Raw genomic sequence first — 14,299 nt, 5'->3', positions numbered from 1 at the left:
GCCACGTTCGCAACGTTCAAGGTTGCGAACGTGGCTTTCGCAACACGCCACCTTCGCTGTTTCTCTCAATAGCCCGGACTCCCGATCGCTGCTACGTGTCCTATGTAGACACATAAGCGTCATCGCGGACCGATCGGGCTCACCGCTCACGAGCGATCAGGAGCTCATCGCCTTCCTGATCGCCGCTTCGAGTTCTTTCACATGCTTCGAATTCATGCCGCCGTAGGTGAAGGTGTTCATGTCCACCTTGTCGGCGTACAAGGGCACGTCCTCGACGATCGTCTTGGAGGCGCCGGGTACTTCGAAGACGAGCCTTCCCGGCTTGAATGCCGTCGGCGGGATGTTCTTGATACCGCTGATCTTCTCGACACCGAACGTGTGCTTCCGGTTGCCGAGCCCCTTCACGGCCGCCTTGATCGTGATCGTCCGGCCGCTGAAGCTGATGGACCGGCGTCTGGCATGAATGTGCACGAACCCTCCCCTGGGTGCGGAAGAAGGCACCCTATGGGCCGGGGAATCGACCGGACGAGCGCCGTTCCCGAACCGTTACCGGCCGCGGACGCCTCGATCATGGAAGCGGACCTGATCGCCGGTTCGTAACGGCGAGCGGCGAACCACCGACATCCGGTGGTCACCCGACGCGGCGGCCCCGACCGGAGGTAGGAGATTGCCGGAGATCATCAAGGTCCGGGTCCCCGAACCGGCCGGACTGGACGTGGTCTTCCTGCACGGGCTGGACGGCGACGCGCGGAAGACGTGGGCGGGCGGCTCACCGTCGTCGTTCTGGCCGGAGTGGCTGGCGGAGGACTTCGACAGGCTGGCGGTGTGGTCGGTGGGCTACGAGGCCTGGTCGACCGGGTGGCGGGGCCGGGCGATGCCCATGCAGGACCGGGCGATCAACCTGATGGCGCGCCTGCAGAACCACGGTATCGGCGAGCGGCCGCTTTGCTTCGTCACGCACAGTATGGGCGGGTTGCTGGCCAAGGAGATCCTGCTGCACGCGGCCGAGGGCCGGGCCGGGTTCGCGGAGTTCGCGAAGGCCACGCGCGGGGTGGTCTTCCTGGGGACTCCGCATACCGGTTCCGGGCTGGCGGCGGTCGTCAAAGCGCTCGGACTGGTCTACCGGTCCACCGCGGCGGTGAAGGACCTCAAACGCAATTCCGCTCATCTGCGGCATCTCAACGACCGGTACCGCGATTGGGCCGACGAATCCGGGATCCGGAACCTGGTGTTCTTCGAGGCGTACCCGACCAGAGGCGTCCGGGTGGTCGACGAGGGTTCGGCCAACCCCGGACTGCCCCGGGTCCGGCCGATCTCCGTCGACGCCGATCACGTCGGCATCTGCAAACCGGCCGATCGCGATTCCCTTGTCTACGGCCAGGTTTCGAGGTTCATCGCCGACATCCTGTCGGAGACCGAAATCTCGCCACCCCGTCCCGCGGCCTGGAAACTTCCTTTGCGCGGCAAGGTATTCGTCGGGCGCACCGCCGAATTGGACCGCTTGGAGAGGACGGCGAAGGCCGTCGGCCGGGTCGCGGTGGTGGCGGTGCACGGCCTGGGCGGTATCGGCAAGAGCAGTCTGGCCGCCAGATTCGCCGAACTGCGCTCGGCGGATTACTCGGCCGTGTGGTGGGTGACGGCGGACTCGGCTCCGGCGATCGACGAAGGGCTGGCGGAGCTGGCCGTGGCGCTGTCCCCGCAGGCCGCGCAGCTGCCGTGGGAACAACGGATCGAACAGGCCGTGAACTGGCTGGCCGGTCATTCCGGCTGGCTGCTCGTCCTGGACAACCTGACCGATCTCGCGCACGCGAGTGGGCTGCTGGAGCGGGTGCGGACCGGCACCATCATCGTCACCAGCAGACGTGGCACCGGCTGGCGGGACGTCAGCACCGTGTCACTGGACGTGCTGGAACCGGACGAGGCCGTCGAGCTGCTCGAACGGACGGTCCGGGCCGAGTGGCCGGACGCGGTCCCGGCCGGCGCCGTCGAGCTCTGCGCGGAACTCGGGTGGCTGCCCCTGGCGGTCGAACAGGCCGCGGCCTATCTCGCGCAGAACCGCATGACCCCGGCCCGCTACCTCGGCCTGCTCGCGAGGTCTCCGGCGAGGATGTTCGCGTGGACCGCGGAGGCCGAAGACGCGGAGCGTGCCGTGGCCCGGGTCTGGCACGTCACCCTGGACAGGCTCGCGGACACCCCGCTCGCCGCGAAAGTGTTGCGACGTCTCGCCTGGCACGCTCCCGAACGCGTCCCGCGGGCACTGCTGGCGGACGCCGCCGACGAACCGGAGTTGTCCGAGGCGCTGGGGCGGCTGGCCGCCTACAGCATGATCACCCTCGGCGCCGAAACGATCGAGGTCCACCGTCTCGTGCAGGCCGTGACCCGGACGCCCGACCCGGCCGATCCCTACCGCCGTCCCGAAGACATCGACCACGCTCGGGAGGCGACCGCCGCCGCGCTCGCCAAGGCGCTCGACGCGGCCGACCCCCGCTTGCCCGACTACTGGCCAGTGTTCCAAGCCGTGCTGCCCCACGGGCGGGCGCTGCTCGAACACACCGACGTCGACACCGGTCCGCTCTGTCACCTCGCGAACAGCCTCGGCCTCTACGTCCTCGGACAGGGCGATCCCGCGGCCGCGATCGCGCTCGCGGGCCGGGCGAGCAACGGTTGTGAACGCCTCTACGGCATCGATGATCCCGTCACCCTGCAAGCCCGGAGCAACGAGGCGTCCGCGTACCAGGCGGCCGGTGACCTGACGCGGGCGATCGCGTTGTTCGAGGCCACGCTGGAGGACTGCGAGCGGGCGCTGGGGTCCGCCCATCCGGACACCTTGAGTTACCGGAACAACCTGGCGGCCGCCTGTCACGCCGCCGGAGACCTGACCCGGGCGATCTCGCTGCTGGAAGAGACGCTGACGGGGCGTGAACGGCTGCTGGGAAAGGAACACCCGGACACGCTGCTCTCCCGGAACAACCTGGCCATGGCCTACGAGGCGGCGGGAGAGGTGGAACGGGCGATCGGGCTTCACGAAGTCACGCTCGCCGATCGTGCACGGGTGCTGGGAGCCGATCACCCGGAGACCTTGCTGTACCGGAACAACCTGGCCTACCTCCATTGGTCGAAAGGAGACGTGAAACGTGCGGTCACGCTGTTCGAAACGACACTGGAAGATCGCGAGCGCGTGCTGGGAGCGGACCATCCGAACACGCTGATCTCGCGGGCCAATCTCGCGGGAGCGTGCGAGGCGGCCGGTGACCTCACCCGCGCTGTCGAACTGCAAGAACGGACGCTGGCGGATCGTGAACGCGTCCTCGGACCCGATCACCCCGACACCTTGAAATCGGGCAACAACCTCGCCGGGGCGTACGAATCCGCCGGTGATCCGGCCCGGGCGATCGAGTTGTACGAAAGCACGCTGGCCGCGCGGGAGCGGGTGTTCGGGCACGATCACCAGGACACCCTGAACACACGGAACGACCTGGCCTACGCCCGCGGCGTCGCGGGCGATCTGCCGCTCGCGATCCGGATGTACGAAGAGGCGCGGGCGGACGCCGAGCGGGCGCTGGGCCCGGACCATCGCGTGACCAGACGGATCCGGGAGAACCTGGAGACGGCGATCCGCCTGCGTGACCGTTCTTGATCAGTCGCCCGCGGGGGACAGTGGCCAAGGAGTCCCACGACCGTTGCTTCGGTTCCACTGTGAACATCGGCGCCGTTCGTCCAACGTGGCCGGTATTCGCTGCCGCGTCCGGCCTTGCCCGTGGCTTTGCGATATCCGGCGATCCGCGATTTCCACGATCGCTTCGTCGGTCGGATCCAGGATCGGCACCCGGATTCGTCCGCCCGCTTCGAGGATCGACCGGATGTCACGCGGGGCCGCCCCGGTTCGAGTCCCAAATCCCGGTCGCATCGAGGTCGGTGATCACGCTCGCCGGATCCACTCTCGTCCGCCACCGAAACCTCTCGTCGTCCGTTGCGTGGTGACAGTAGCGGCAGGACGTCCTGACATGTCCGGGATTGCTGACATCGATGGCATACCGCGAACCAAGCGATACGAAGCCATTTGGCTCAACCGTTTGTCTGGTCCAGTCCAGTTATGTCTACTAACGTAGAGGGATGGAGCTGGAACTGCGCCACTTGCGCATCATGTGCGCGATCGCCGAACTCGGGAGTATCACCAAAGCGGCGAATACGCTCGGAATGGCCCAGCCTGCACTGACAGCACAACTCAAGCGCATCGAACGGACACTCGGCGGGAAGCTCTTCCTGCGCGATCACACGGGCACCCGGCCGACAGCGCTCGGCCTCCTGGTACTCGACAGGGCCAAGATGGTCCTTCCCGCGGTGTCGTCGCTGCACGACGAGGCCGCGCGTCTCGCCCAGCACGCCGGCACCGGCGAGCCGATGACCTTGCGGCTTGGTTCCGCGACGGGGCCGATGCTCGGGGCGCTCCTGCAACGCCTCGGCACCACCCATCCCGACATCCATGTCGCCACCCACACGTCGTGGTCGGCCAACAAACTCGCGGACATGACCGCGGAGGGCGGGCTGGACTTCGCCTTCGTCGGCGTCTGCGGTGACGCCGGTCCACCGCCGGAGCCCGGGCTTCGCTGGCGGACGCTCGCGCATCATCCGGTGTTCGTGCTGATGTCGGCGCGGGACGAGCGCGCGCAGCAGAACGAGATCGAACTCGGTGAGCTGGCGGACGAACGGTGGTGCGCGACGCCGGGTGACGGATGCTTCGGCGACTGTTTCGCGTCCGCGTGCGCGCGATCGGGGTTCACGCCGCGTTCGCTGTACGAGACCGATGTGCTGACCTGTATCGAGATGGTCGAGTCGGGGCACGCGGTGGTGCTGTGCCAGCCGCTGTTCCACGAGATCCCGGGTATCGTCGCGGTCCCGATCGCCGGGAATCCGTTGAGCTGGCGGAATCTCGTGGGCTGGTCGGAACGAGGGGAGATGGGGCCCTTCGCCGCCGAGATGATCGCCCTGTCGCGCGCGGTGTACGGCGAGCTGATCGACCGGCGGCCGACCTACTCGAAGTATCTCGAGTTGAACCCGGGTTATGGCGTGGACTACACGGACGCCGGAGTGCGCTGACCTGCGCCGAAGTCGTTGAAAGGTCCAGTCCACTGGGTGGATATGACCTAAATGGTATGTACCTTTTGCAGCAGGCGCCTCGTACGGTCTGGACGAGATCTTCTTCCGGAACGTCGGTGAGGAAAGCCTGAAATGAACCGAAAGATCGTAGCGGCCGCCGCGGCGGCCCTAACCGGAGCCGGTCTGGTCACGGCCGTCGCGCTGACGCCGAGCGCCAGCGCCGGCCAGACCGTCACGGCGTCCGACCAGGTGCAGTCGGAGATCGTCGCGGCCATGGCGCGCGATCTGAAGATCAGCCCGGATCAGGCCCGGACCCGCCTCGCCGACGAGCAGAAGGCCGCCTACGCCGACAGCGCTCTCAAGACCCGGCTCGGCCCGTCCTATGGCGGGTCGTGGCTGGACGCGGCAGGCACGAAGCTGACCGTCGCCGTCACCGACGCGGCTCTGGAAGGCGCCGTCCGGGCGGCGGGGGCGACCCCGAAGACCGTCGCGCGGAGCGCCGCCCAGCTCGACGCGGCGAAGCAGTCGTTGGACGCCAAGGGAACCAGCGCGCCGAAGAACGTGCCTGGCTGGTACGTCGACGTCGCCACCAACTCGATCGTCGTCCTGGCCCACACCGGCGGTGAGGCCGCCGCGAAGTCGTGGGCGACCGCGTCCGGTGTGCGGGCCGAGGCGGTGCGGGTCGAGACCAGCACCGAAAGCCCGGTTCCGCTGATCGACGTCATCGGCGGCAACGCCTACACCTTCGGTTCGGGCCGGTGCTCGATCGGTTTCTCGGTCGAGGGCGGCTTCGTGACCGCCGGGCACTGCGGCACCACCGGCACGCGTACCTCGAACCCGAGCGGGACCGTCGCGGGCTCCACCTTCCCCGGCAACGACTACGCGTGGGTCCGCGTCGACGCGGGCAACACCCCGCGCGGGCTGGTCAACCGCTACCCGGGCACCGTCCCGGTGGCGGGTTCGCAGGAGGCCGCGATCGGCGCCTCGGTCTGCCGTTCCGGTTCCACGACGGGCTGGCACTGCGGCACCATCCAGCAGAAGAACGCCTCGGTGAACTACCCGCAGGGCACCGTTTCCGGCCTGACCCGGACCAACGCCTGCGCCGAACCGGGCGACTCGGGCGGCTCGTGGCTCGCGGGTGACCAGGCACAGGGCGTCACCTCCGGTGGTTCCGGCAACTGCACCTCGGGCGGCACGTTCTACTTCCAGCCGGTCTCGGTGATCCTGAGCGTCTACGGCCTGAAGCTGGTGACCTCGGGTTCGAACCCGCCGAGCAGCACCACCACGACGCCGACCAACACGACGTCGAACCCGCCCACCGGCACCTGGGCGGCCGGCACCACCTACGCCGCCGGCGCGACGGTCACCTACAACGGAGTTTCCTACCGGGCCCTCCAGGGCCACACCGCACAGGCTGGATGGGAGCCGCCCAACGTCCCAGCGCTTTGGGCCCGCGCCTGACCGCCTAGCCGTCCGGGCCACACGCAGGGGTGCGCCCGGACCGACCGCCCCCGACGTCGTCCGTGCGTCGGGGGCGGTCCCCATTTCCAGTTGCGGTGTAAGGCAAAGGTGGCGTGATCGAGTCTCCCGCCGAGCAGGGCTTTCGCGGCCCTGGCCCGGTGCGAACTGGCCCGCGGGAGCAGATCGCGACGGCGGCCGTCCACATGAGACATCCCTTCCAGTCGGAACGCCCGTTTTGGGTACTTTGTGTGGCTTTGCGAAGGGGTCGTGAGTGGTAAAGATGGTTAGAACCCTCCTTGCCGCTCACGACCCCACGTAGAACAGCCCATGCGGGCATGAATCGGACGCTCAATCGCCGCTAATCGTCCCATGTGGACACTCGGGCTGCGGCCGGCCCGTCCGAACCCTGCCCTCAAGGTGGCGAAGAAGGCCTGCTCGACAGGATCGACCATGCCATATTTGACCTTCGGCCCAATAGCACTCAAGCCCCCCGTACCGAACGCCTCACTCGCCCCACCAGCCACTCCTGGCCTTGGAGATCGCGATCTCGCGTGATCAGAGCCGGAACTCGCGTGATCAGAGACGTGACTCGCGTGATCAGAGGCGGAACTCGCGTGATCGGACGACGTTCACCGTGTTCGCCCTCTGATCACGCGAGATCCGTTCCCGATCACGCGAGTCACGTCTTCGCGCACGTTGGGTTCAGATACGACGCCACCCTCAGTCGGCGCACCGGCGAGCGCGCATGGCGCACTTGGCGCCTCAGTGCAGGACTTTCAGTCCCACCACGCACGCCACGATCCCCACGATCAGCAGGATTCTGGCCAGCGAAACGGTTTCCGCGCCCGACCACATGCCGTAGGCGACGGTGAGCGACGCCCCGATCCCGACCCAGACGGCGTAGGCGGTGCCGACGGGGAGATCCTTCATCGCGTAAGCGAGACCCACCATGCTGGCCACCAGGGTCACCCCGAAGATCACCGACGGCGTGGGCCGGGACAATCCTTCGGACTTGCCGAGGGCGGTGGCCCACACGGCTTCCAGAACACCCGAAACGATCAGGACAAGCCACGACATGACGCGCTCCCAGAGCGCCGTCTTGTCGCTGGCCGGGTACGGCACCCACTCGTCCGGGGACCTCGATCACGAGGTTCCACGGCCAGGATCGCACATCGCTCGCGCGGGGCGCCCGCGGGTTTGACGAGGATCACCACCCGGCAGGCCACTGTGGACGGTCAGCGGGTCAGCGCCTTGGGGGCGGACCAGGCGAGCAAACCCAGTTCCAGTAAGGAGAACCCGATCAGAGCCCACGCGCTCGGCAGCCAGACCAGCGAGATGCCGACGAGCAGGATGGGCAGGACCAGTCCGGCGTAGGCGGCCAGGAACAGGGCCGCGAGCACCTCGCCGCGCACCGGCGGCTCGGCGAGGGCGGCGACGGTGGCCACCGAGGCGCGGAAGCCCAGCCCGACGCCGGCGCCCGCGACGACCCCGCCCGCGAGGAAGAGCCACAGCTGGGACGCGGTCACCGCGACCGGCAACGCCACCAGCCCGGTCACCATCAGCGCGAGACCGAGCCGCAGCTGGGTCCGCCTGGCCAGACCGGCGAAGACCACCTGCGCCGCAGCCGCCGCGAGAAACACGGAGAACGACGCGAGACCGGCCAGCAGCCGCGAATTCTGGTGCATTCCCTGTGCCAGCAACGTCGGCGTCAGTGCCATGAACAGTCCGGTGATCGCGAAAGCCGCGAAGGCGCCGATCGCCGCGCCGAAGAACGCGGGCCGCGCGCTCGTCGGCAGGGAGACGCGCTGTGGCCGGTACGCGGGGCGTTCCTCGGCGCGCTCCACCGTTTCCGGCACGAGCGCGACCGCGATGGCCGAGGCGAGCAGCAGGACCAGGAAGAACACGAACGGCGTGGTGAGTGGCTCGGCCGAGTAGCTCGCGAAGATCCCGCCGAACAACGGGCCGAGCGCCAGCCCGCCCATGTTGACCACGGTCGCGATCAGTCCCGCGCGGCCGTGGTCCTCACGCGGCCGGGCGACGGCGCGCAGTTCGGACAGATGCGCGGTGGCGGTCGCGGTCAGGGCGCCGATCCCCGCACCGCCGACGAGCCTGGCCAGGATCAGCCCGGGAACGTCCGGCCACGCCAGGAAAAGCGTCGCGGAAAGCGCCTGGGTCAGGGTCGCGGCGAGGATCACCCGCCGTCGTCCCAGCCAGTCGCTGACGTGACCGGCGAGATACAGGCTGCCCATCACGCCGACCGCGTACGCCGCGAACACGATGGTCACGACGTAGGTCGGGAACCCGTCACGTTGCTGGTAGAGCACGTAGAGCGGGGTGGGGACGGTGGAGAAGGCCAGCGAGGCGGCATATGCGGCCGCGATGACCCAGAAGCCGCGACCGTGGCTGATCCGCCGGAACGCGGGACGGGGGAGAGTGGCGCTGTTCAGCATGACTCCACTGTGAGTCCTCGGATCATCCAAGTCCAACGAACAATACTGGTCAGAGTTATCCGAAACTGCGATAATTCCGCGTCGTGGAGACCCGTCAGCTGGAATGTTTCGTCGCCGTCGCCGAGGAACTCAGTTTCACCCGCGCCGCTCGACGGCTGTTCGCGGTGCAGTCCACCGTCTCGGCGACGATCCAGGCACTCGAAGCCGAGCTGGGCGTCAAGCTGTTCGACCGGTCGACGAGGCGCGTCGCGCTGTCCCCGGCGGGCACGGTGTTCCTGCCCGAGGTCAAGGCCGCGCTGGAGGCCGTCGACAGGGCCCGCGAGGTGGTCGCCGACGCCTCCGCCGGCCTGCGCGGGAGCCTCCGCGTCGGCACCTTGACCAGCGTCGGCGACCTCGACCTGCCCGATCTGCTCGGCGCCTTCCACCGGCGGTACCCGCTGGTCGAGCTGCACGTCACGGTGTCGATCACCGGGTCGACAGGGCTCGCCGAAGACCTGCGCCAGGGCAGGCTCGACGTCGCTCTGCTCGGCCTGCCGGAATCCGATCTCGCCGGGCTGGACACCAAGCTGATCGGATCGGCGCCGTTCGTCGTCGTGCTGCCCGACGGGCACCGGCTGGGCGACCGGCGATCACTGACCCTGGCGGACCTCGCGGGCGAGTCGTTCGTGGACAACCCGCGCGGCTTCGGCAACCGGGTCGCCCTGGACCGCGCTTTCGAGGCGATCGGGACCCCGCGGCGGGTCGTCGTCGAGGTCGCCGACCTGCGCGCGGTGCCCGCCTACGTGGCCGCGGGACTCGGGATCGCCGTCGTGCCCGATCTCCGGTTGCTCGCCGGCGTCCGGACGATCCCGCTCGACGAACCCGGCCTCACCTGGCCGTTGACCATCGCCACCAGGGGAGAACGGCCGCCCCGCCGGACCGCCCGCCTCCTGCTCGACCTGATCGACGGCGAGGAGTTCTCCATCGCGATCCCGGTCCGGCCCTGAGTTCAGCCCGCCAGCAGCGTGCGGGTCGTCCTGATCACCAGATCGACGGTGCGTGGCGGCGGTGCTTCGCCGCGATCGAGGTGTCTCCTCACCGCCGCGTAGGGGAGGTCCACGAGGGCGAGCATCAGCTCGTCGGTGCTCCGGCCGGTCAGCGGGCGCAGCCGTCGGACGACCTTGGTGATCGCCGTGTCGAGACGGTGGCCGGCCTCATCGGCGCGGGCCCGGTCTTCCGCGCTCCAGTCGTCGACGCCGAGCGCGCGTTCGCCGCCGTAGAGCAGTTTTCCCTCGGCGGGATGCGCACGGCACCAGCGGACGACCTGGGCGGCGGCTTCGACGGCGGCCTCCGTGACCGGTTCCCGTTCGAGGGCTTCGAGATAGCCCTGCTGGAAGCTGGCCAGGGTGCGAAGCCAGACGGCGGCGAGCAGGGCCGGACGTCCGGGGAAACGATGGTAGATCGACCCGCTCGGCGCGCCGACTTCGCGGGCGACAGCCGACATGGTCACCCCGGCGACCCCTTCGGCGGCGAAGATCCGCACGGCGGCGTCGAGGAAGTCGTCGGCGGTGTGCCGCGGTGGCCGTCCCATTTTCAGAGACTATCCTCTACTATCGTTTTAGGGGAAGGTCTCTAGAACTGGGAGGCACGATGCGAGTGTGGAACAGACATTCCCGGATCGTCGGCGTGACGCGAGAACAGGTCGGCGCGCTGATCGACACGCTGTCCGAGGACGGCGACCGGCTCTGGCCGGTGGACGCGTGGCCGCCGATGCGGTTCGACCGGCCGCTCGGCGTGGGAGCCGACGGCGGGCACGGTCCGGTGCGGTACCGCGTCGAGTCCTACGAGCCCGGCAGGTCGGTGAGGTTCCGGTTCACCGCGCCCCGCGGCTTCGACGGGTTCCACGAGTTCACGATGCGCGCGACGGAAACCGGGGACACCGAGCTCGTGCACCTCATGGTGCTGCGGCTGCGGCATCCGGCCTGGCTCACCTATCCGCTGCTGTGGCGGCCGCTGCACGACGCCTTGCTGGAGGACTGCCTGGACCGTGCCGAGCGTGAGCTCACCGGCACGGTCCGGACACCCGCGCGGTGGGGCTTCTACGTCCGGCTCTTGCGGAACCTGATCTCCGGCAACAGGTTCCGGCGCTTCAGGAAGAACAAGGTGCCGCCGATGAGCACGACCGCGATCAGGTAGCCCAGCGCGAGCGACACGGCGCCGCCGTTCGCGGGCGGCAGCAGGACACCGAACAGCGCGCTGATCCCGGCGAGGATCCACCGGCCGCGGTCGGTCGTCAGGCTGACCGCGAGCAGCGCGACCGTCCACAGGAGATACCACGGCTGCACGACCGGGCCGAGTACCAGCATCGCGGCGAAGGTCAGTCCAGCGCCGTAAAGCGGGTGCGTCTTCTCCCGGTAGGTGAGCCACAACAGCCTGACGCCGACGGCGAGGCCGAGGATCGCGCCGATGAGCGAGAACACCTTGATCGCGCCGTCGGTCAGGTCGGCTCCGAAGAGCTTGCCCACCCCGCCGACGAGGAAGCCGAGTTCGTTGGTCGGCGCCATCCAGCTGTGCACCTGGCCGGAAACCCCGGAGAGCACGCGGACCCAGCCGAACCCGATCCCGCTGCCGAGCGAGATCGCCACGGTGACCGCCGCGAAGCCGGCCGGCAGCCCGAGCGCCACCGCCACCCGGCCGGCGGGCGTCGCGCGGCGGAACAGGTCGACGCCGACGAACAGCAGGCCCGCGACGGCCACGATCTTGATGTTCGCGCCCGTGCTGACCGCGATCACACCCGCCGCGATCAGCGCGGGCCGGGCCGCGCCGGTCTTCGCCGCGCCCATGAGGACCAGTTCCAGTCCGGCCACCATCAGCCCGACCATGAGGCCGTCGTTGTGCACGCCGGCCACGATGTGCCACAGCACCAGCGGGTTGAGCAGCGCCAGCCACAACGCGATCGACGGAGAGACCCCGACGCGGCGGGCGAGCCGGGGGAGCGCCCAGGCCAGGAGCGCGATCCCCGCCAGCCCCAGCAGCCGGTGCAGCAGCACTGTCGGGACGAAGGAGTCCCCGGCGACGTGGGCGATCGCGCGGGCCAGCGCGACGAACGCCGGACCGTACGGCGCGGGTGTGTCCCGCCAGTAGTGGCTGACGGCGAGCGTCACGGGCGAGTCGGCGCCGAGCGCCTCCGCCGGTCCCACGAGGTAGGTGTCGAACCCCTTGGCCGCGATCAGGCCCTGCGCCAGATAGCTGTTGACGTCGCCGCTGAACAGCGGGCGCGCAACCAGCAGCGGCGCGCACCACGAGACCGCCATCCAGTACAGCCGCCGCTCGGGCAGCCCGGCGGCGAGCCGTCCGATGCCCAGCCACGACAGCACCAGGGTGGCCATCCCGGTGACGCCCAGCGCCACCACCAGCACCGACGGCAGGCCGATGCCGGAGGTGACCAGCACCAGCACGGCGATTCCGAGGAAACCCGCCCAGTGCAACGCCGAGATGGTCAGCCCGGTCTTCTCCGGCGCGGGCAAGACGTTCTGCATGCGGCCAAACTACTCCAAGTGCGGAATCCGGTTCCGCCGATCGTCCGAGAAACCGGTTCCGACGCTTCGAGACGGCGCCCGCCGGGTACTCCACGCGCTGGAGAGGCGGTGGTGGGCGTGAAGAAACGCTGGGTGCGCCTGGGGGTGTTCGCCCTGGCCGGAATCCTGATCGTCGGCGCGGCCTTGCAGATCGCCGGGCTGCTGCCGAAGCTCGACCCGTTCGGAACGTCCACTGTGGACCGTTCGCAGCCCGCGGTGCTCAAGGCGGTCCGCGATCTGAGCCAGTACCACGCGGCGGTCGGCGACTACCAGGTGGTCGTCGACATCGAGAAGGACGTCAAATGGGTGCCGGCGGTCATCGCGGGGGAACGGACCCTGTTCGTGGCCGCGGGCTCTGTCGACGCATACGTCGATTTCGGACCGCTGGTGGAGAATTCCCTCACCGTCTCGGAAGACCGGCGGTCGGTCGAGGTGCGGTTGCCCGAACCCAAGCTGGCGAAGCCCGCTTTGGACAACGAGCACAGCTACGTCTTCGGCCAGGAGCGCGGTCTGGTCGACAGGCTTTCGGCGCTGGTGTCGGTGCCGGACCAGCGGCAGTTCCACCTCGCCGCGGAGAAGCGGATCGGTGAGGCCGCGCAGCACTCCGGGCTGCTCGAACGAGCCAGGGCCAACACGAAGGCGATGCTCACCGGGCTGTTGCAGGCGCTGGGCTTCCAGGTCACTTTCACTGCCGAACCGACGACCTGACCCGTCGGGATTTATGCGAATGTGCGCGCTTTTTCCGGCCGGTCTTGACCGGGCCGCCCTCGTGCTGGTGCGCTGGCGAGGCCGACCGGGAGGGCGCGATGGTGACGAAGCCGAGAGACAAGCTGACCTACAGTGAGCCGATCGCGACCGGCGAGATCGCGATCTCGGCCGCGCCCGGCGAGGTGTACCGGCTGATCAGTGATCCCGTCGCGATGGCGGAGTGCGCCGAGGAACTGTGCAAGGCCCGCTGGATCCGCGGCGCGACCGAGGCCCGCGTCGGGAACTGGTTCTCGGGCAGCAATCGCAACGGCCGCCGGCGCTGGGTGACCCACGCCGAGATCACCGAGGCCGAGCCGGGCCGCCGGTTCGCCTACCGGGTCCGTACCCCCTTCTTCGTGCCGATTTCCCGCTGGGAGTACGACATCACCCCCGACGGCGACGGCAGCCGCGTCACCGTGACGAACTGGCTGCGGGTGCCGGGGTGGTTCATCCCGTTCGCCATCATGATCACCGGCGAACCCGACCGCGTCGCCACCAACCGCGCCAACATCGCCACCACGCTGGGGCGGGTGAAGGACCGGCTCGAAGGCCGGGAGTGGCGCCGCGATCCTTGCGTTTAGTCCGAGACAAGGCAAACGTTTCGTGTCCGGTCGGTGAGTGTCCCGAGCGCCACGCCTGGGACGCTCATCGTCTCGAACGTGGCGCTCGGGACACCCTGCCCTGACTTTCGGAACAGAACCTATGGTCGGGCGGTTTCGCGTGACCCGCGGGACGACACGTGTGATCAGGCGGACGACACGTGTGATCAGCTGGACGACACGCGGTGGGACTCGGCCGTCGCCGTGTCGTCCGTCCAGTCACGTGTGTCGTCCGTCTGATCACACGTGCCGTCCACTCGATCACGCGAAAGTACCGGCTCGGTCCGGGTGGTCGGGGGGGGGGGTTGGGGGTGTTGGGGCCGAGACGGCCCCACGACCCACCCCCGCCGCGCAGTTAGAGCGGTTAGGGAGGGGGGGGGGGTCGGGG

The 14,299-nt window shown here is 69.0% G+C and carries 12 protein-coding genes and 1 riboswitch; of the genes, 7 read left to right on the top strand and 5 right to left on the bottom strand.

Going from position 1 to position 14,299, the window contains the following annotated elements; all coding sequences use genetic code 11:
- Window positions 1-156: 156 nt before the first annotated feature.
- Window positions 157-471: a hypothetical protein gene (locus ACFWMR_RS38625; RefSeq protein ID WP_378274707.1), complete on the bottom strand. Its 315-nt coding sequence runs from the start codon at window positions 469-471 to the stop codon at window positions 157-159.
- 196 nt (window positions 472-667) lie between these two features.
- On the opposite strand from ACFWMR_RS38625, the gene fxsT reads away from it, so the two are divergent.
- The 3 genes from fxsT (at window position 668) to ACFWMR_RS38610 (ending at window position 6,558) form a co-directional block, all read left to right on the top strand.
- Entirely contained in the window at window positions 668-3,637 is a 2,970-nt protein-coding gene (gene fxsT, locus ACFWMR_RS38620; RefSeq protein WP_378381990.1) for an FxSxx-COOH system tetratricopeptide repeat protein, read from the top strand.
- A gap of 476 nt (window positions 3,638-4,113) precedes the next feature.
- Window positions 4,114-5,097 (top strand): LysR family transcriptional regulator, encoded by a 984-nt coding sequence (locus ACFWMR_RS38615; RefSeq protein WP_378381988.1) that lies wholly within the window; start codon window positions 4,114-4,116, stop codon window positions 5,095-5,097.
- Window positions 5,098-5,229: 132 nt separating this feature from the next.
- Window positions 5,230-6,558: an alpha-lytic protease prodomain-containing protein gene (locus ACFWMR_RS38610; RefSeq protein WP_378381987.1), complete on the top strand. Its 1,329-nt coding sequence runs from the start codon at window positions 5,230-5,232 to the stop codon at window positions 6,556-6,558.
- Window positions 6,559-7,320: 762 nt separating this feature from the next.
- Here ACFWMR_RS38610 and ACFWMR_RS38605 read toward each other — a convergent pair.
- Window positions 7,321-7,635 carry a DMT family transporter gene (locus tag ACFWMR_RS38605; protein ID WP_093937221.1) on the bottom strand — a complete coding sequence of 105 codons (315 nt, stop codon included), beginning with the start codon at window positions 7,633-7,635 and terminating at the stop codon, window positions 7,321-7,323.
- Window positions 7,636-7,646: 11 nt separating this feature from the next.
- Window positions 7,647-7,715: riboswitch (guanidine-III (ykkC-III) riboswitch) on the bottom strand.
- Between the two features lie 78 nt (window positions 7,716-7,793).
- Window positions 7,794-9,008, bottom strand: a complete 1,215-nt coding sequence (locus ACFWMR_RS38600) for an MFS transporter (RefSeq protein ID WP_378381986.1) — start codon at window positions 9,006-9,008, stop codon at window positions 7,794-7,796.
- Between the two features lie 83 nt (window positions 9,009-9,091).
- On the opposite strand from ACFWMR_RS38600, the gene ACFWMR_RS38595 reads away from it, so the two are divergent.
- Window positions 9,092-9,994 (top strand): LysR family transcriptional regulator, encoded by a 903-nt coding sequence (locus tag ACFWMR_RS38595; protein WP_378381985.1) that lies wholly within the window; start codon window positions 9,092-9,094, stop codon window positions 9,992-9,994.
- 2 nt (window positions 9,995-9,996) lie between these two features.
- Here the strand turns inward: ACFWMR_RS38595 and ACFWMR_RS38590 are convergent, their stop codons facing one another.
- Window positions 9,997-10,578, bottom strand: a complete 582-nt coding sequence (locus ACFWMR_RS38590; RefSeq protein ID WP_378381984.1) for a TetR/AcrR family transcriptional regulator — start codon at window positions 10,576-10,578, stop codon at window positions 9,997-9,999.
- A gap of 59 nt (window positions 10,579-10,637) precedes the next feature.
- Here ACFWMR_RS38590 and ACFWMR_RS38585 point away from each other — a divergent pair, with 59 nt between their 5' ends.
- Complete coding sequence (locus tag ACFWMR_RS38585) at window positions 10,638-11,183, top strand: SRPBCC family protein (protein ID WP_378381983.1); 546 nt, start codon at window positions 10,638-10,640, stop codon at window positions 11,181-11,183.
- Here the strand turns inward: ACFWMR_RS38585 and mptB are convergent.
- A complete protein-coding gene (gene mptB / locus ACFWMR_RS38580; RefSeq protein ID WP_378381982.1) occupies window positions 11,087-12,526 on the bottom strand; it encodes a polyprenol phosphomannose-dependent alpha 1,6 mannosyltransferase MptB in 1,440 nt (479 codons plus the stop codon). The two genes, ACFWMR_RS38585 and mptB, sit on opposite strands and share 97 nt — an antisense overlap.
- A gap of 111 nt (window positions 12,527-12,637) precedes the next feature.
- Here mptB and ACFWMR_RS38575 point away from each other — a divergent pair, with 111 nt between their 5' ends.
- Window positions 12,638-13,273 (top strand): DUF4230 domain-containing protein, encoded by a 636-nt coding sequence (locus ACFWMR_RS38575; protein ID WP_378381991.1) that lies wholly within the window; start codon window positions 12,638-12,640, stop codon window positions 13,271-13,273.
- Window positions 13,274-13,371: 98 nt separating this feature from the next.
- Window positions 13,372-13,893, top strand: a complete 522-nt coding sequence (locus ACFWMR_RS38570) for an SRPBCC family protein (protein ID WP_378381980.1) — start codon at window positions 13,372-13,374, stop codon at window positions 13,891-13,893.
- Window positions 13,894-14,299 lie beyond the last annotated feature (406 nt).

Origin of the sequence: Amycolatopsis thailandensis, assembly GCF_042723255.1 — a bacterium.
Lineage (GTDB): Bacteria > Actinomycetota > Actinomycetes > Mycobacteriales > Pseudonocardiaceae > Amycolatopsis > Amycolatopsis thailandensis.
Note: the sequence above shows the minus strand (reverse complement) of the source record. Positions and strands in the feature narration are given on the sequence as shown.

Bases quoted from the DNA above. Each gene is read 5' to 3' on its own strand.
- ACFWMR_RS38615 (WP_378381988.1), top strand. From the start codon at position 4,114: ATGGAGCTGGAACTGCGCCACTTGCGCATCATGTGCGCGATCGCCGAA.
- ACFWMR_RS38610 (WP_378381987.1), top strand. From the start codon at position 5,230: ATGAACCGAAAGATCGTAGCGGCCGCCGCGGCGGCCCTAACCGGAGCC.
- ACFWMR_RS38605 (WP_093937221.1), bottom strand. From the start codon at position 7,635: ATGTCGTGGCTTGTCCTGATCGTTTCGGGTGTTCTGGAAGCCGTGTGG.
- ACFWMR_RS38600 (WP_378381986.1), bottom strand. From the start codon at position 9,008: ATGCTGAACAGCGCCACTCTCCCCCGTCCCGCGTTCCGGCGGATCAGC.
- ACFWMR_RS38590 (WP_378381984.1), bottom strand. From the start codon at position 10,578: ATGGGACGGCCACCGCGGCACACCGCCGACGACTTCCTCGACGCCGCC.
- ACFWMR_RS38585 (WP_378381983.1), top strand. From the start codon at position 10,638: ATGCGAGTGTGGAACAGACATTCCCGGATCGTCGGCGTGACGCGAGAA.
- mptB (WP_378381982.1), bottom strand. From the start codon at position 12,526: ATGCAGAACGTCTTGCCCGCGCCGGAGAAGACCGGGCTGACCATCTCG.
- ACFWMR_RS38570 (WP_378381980.1), top strand. From the start codon at position 13,372: ATGGTGACGAAGCCGAGAGACAAGCTGACCTACAGTGAGCCGATCGCG.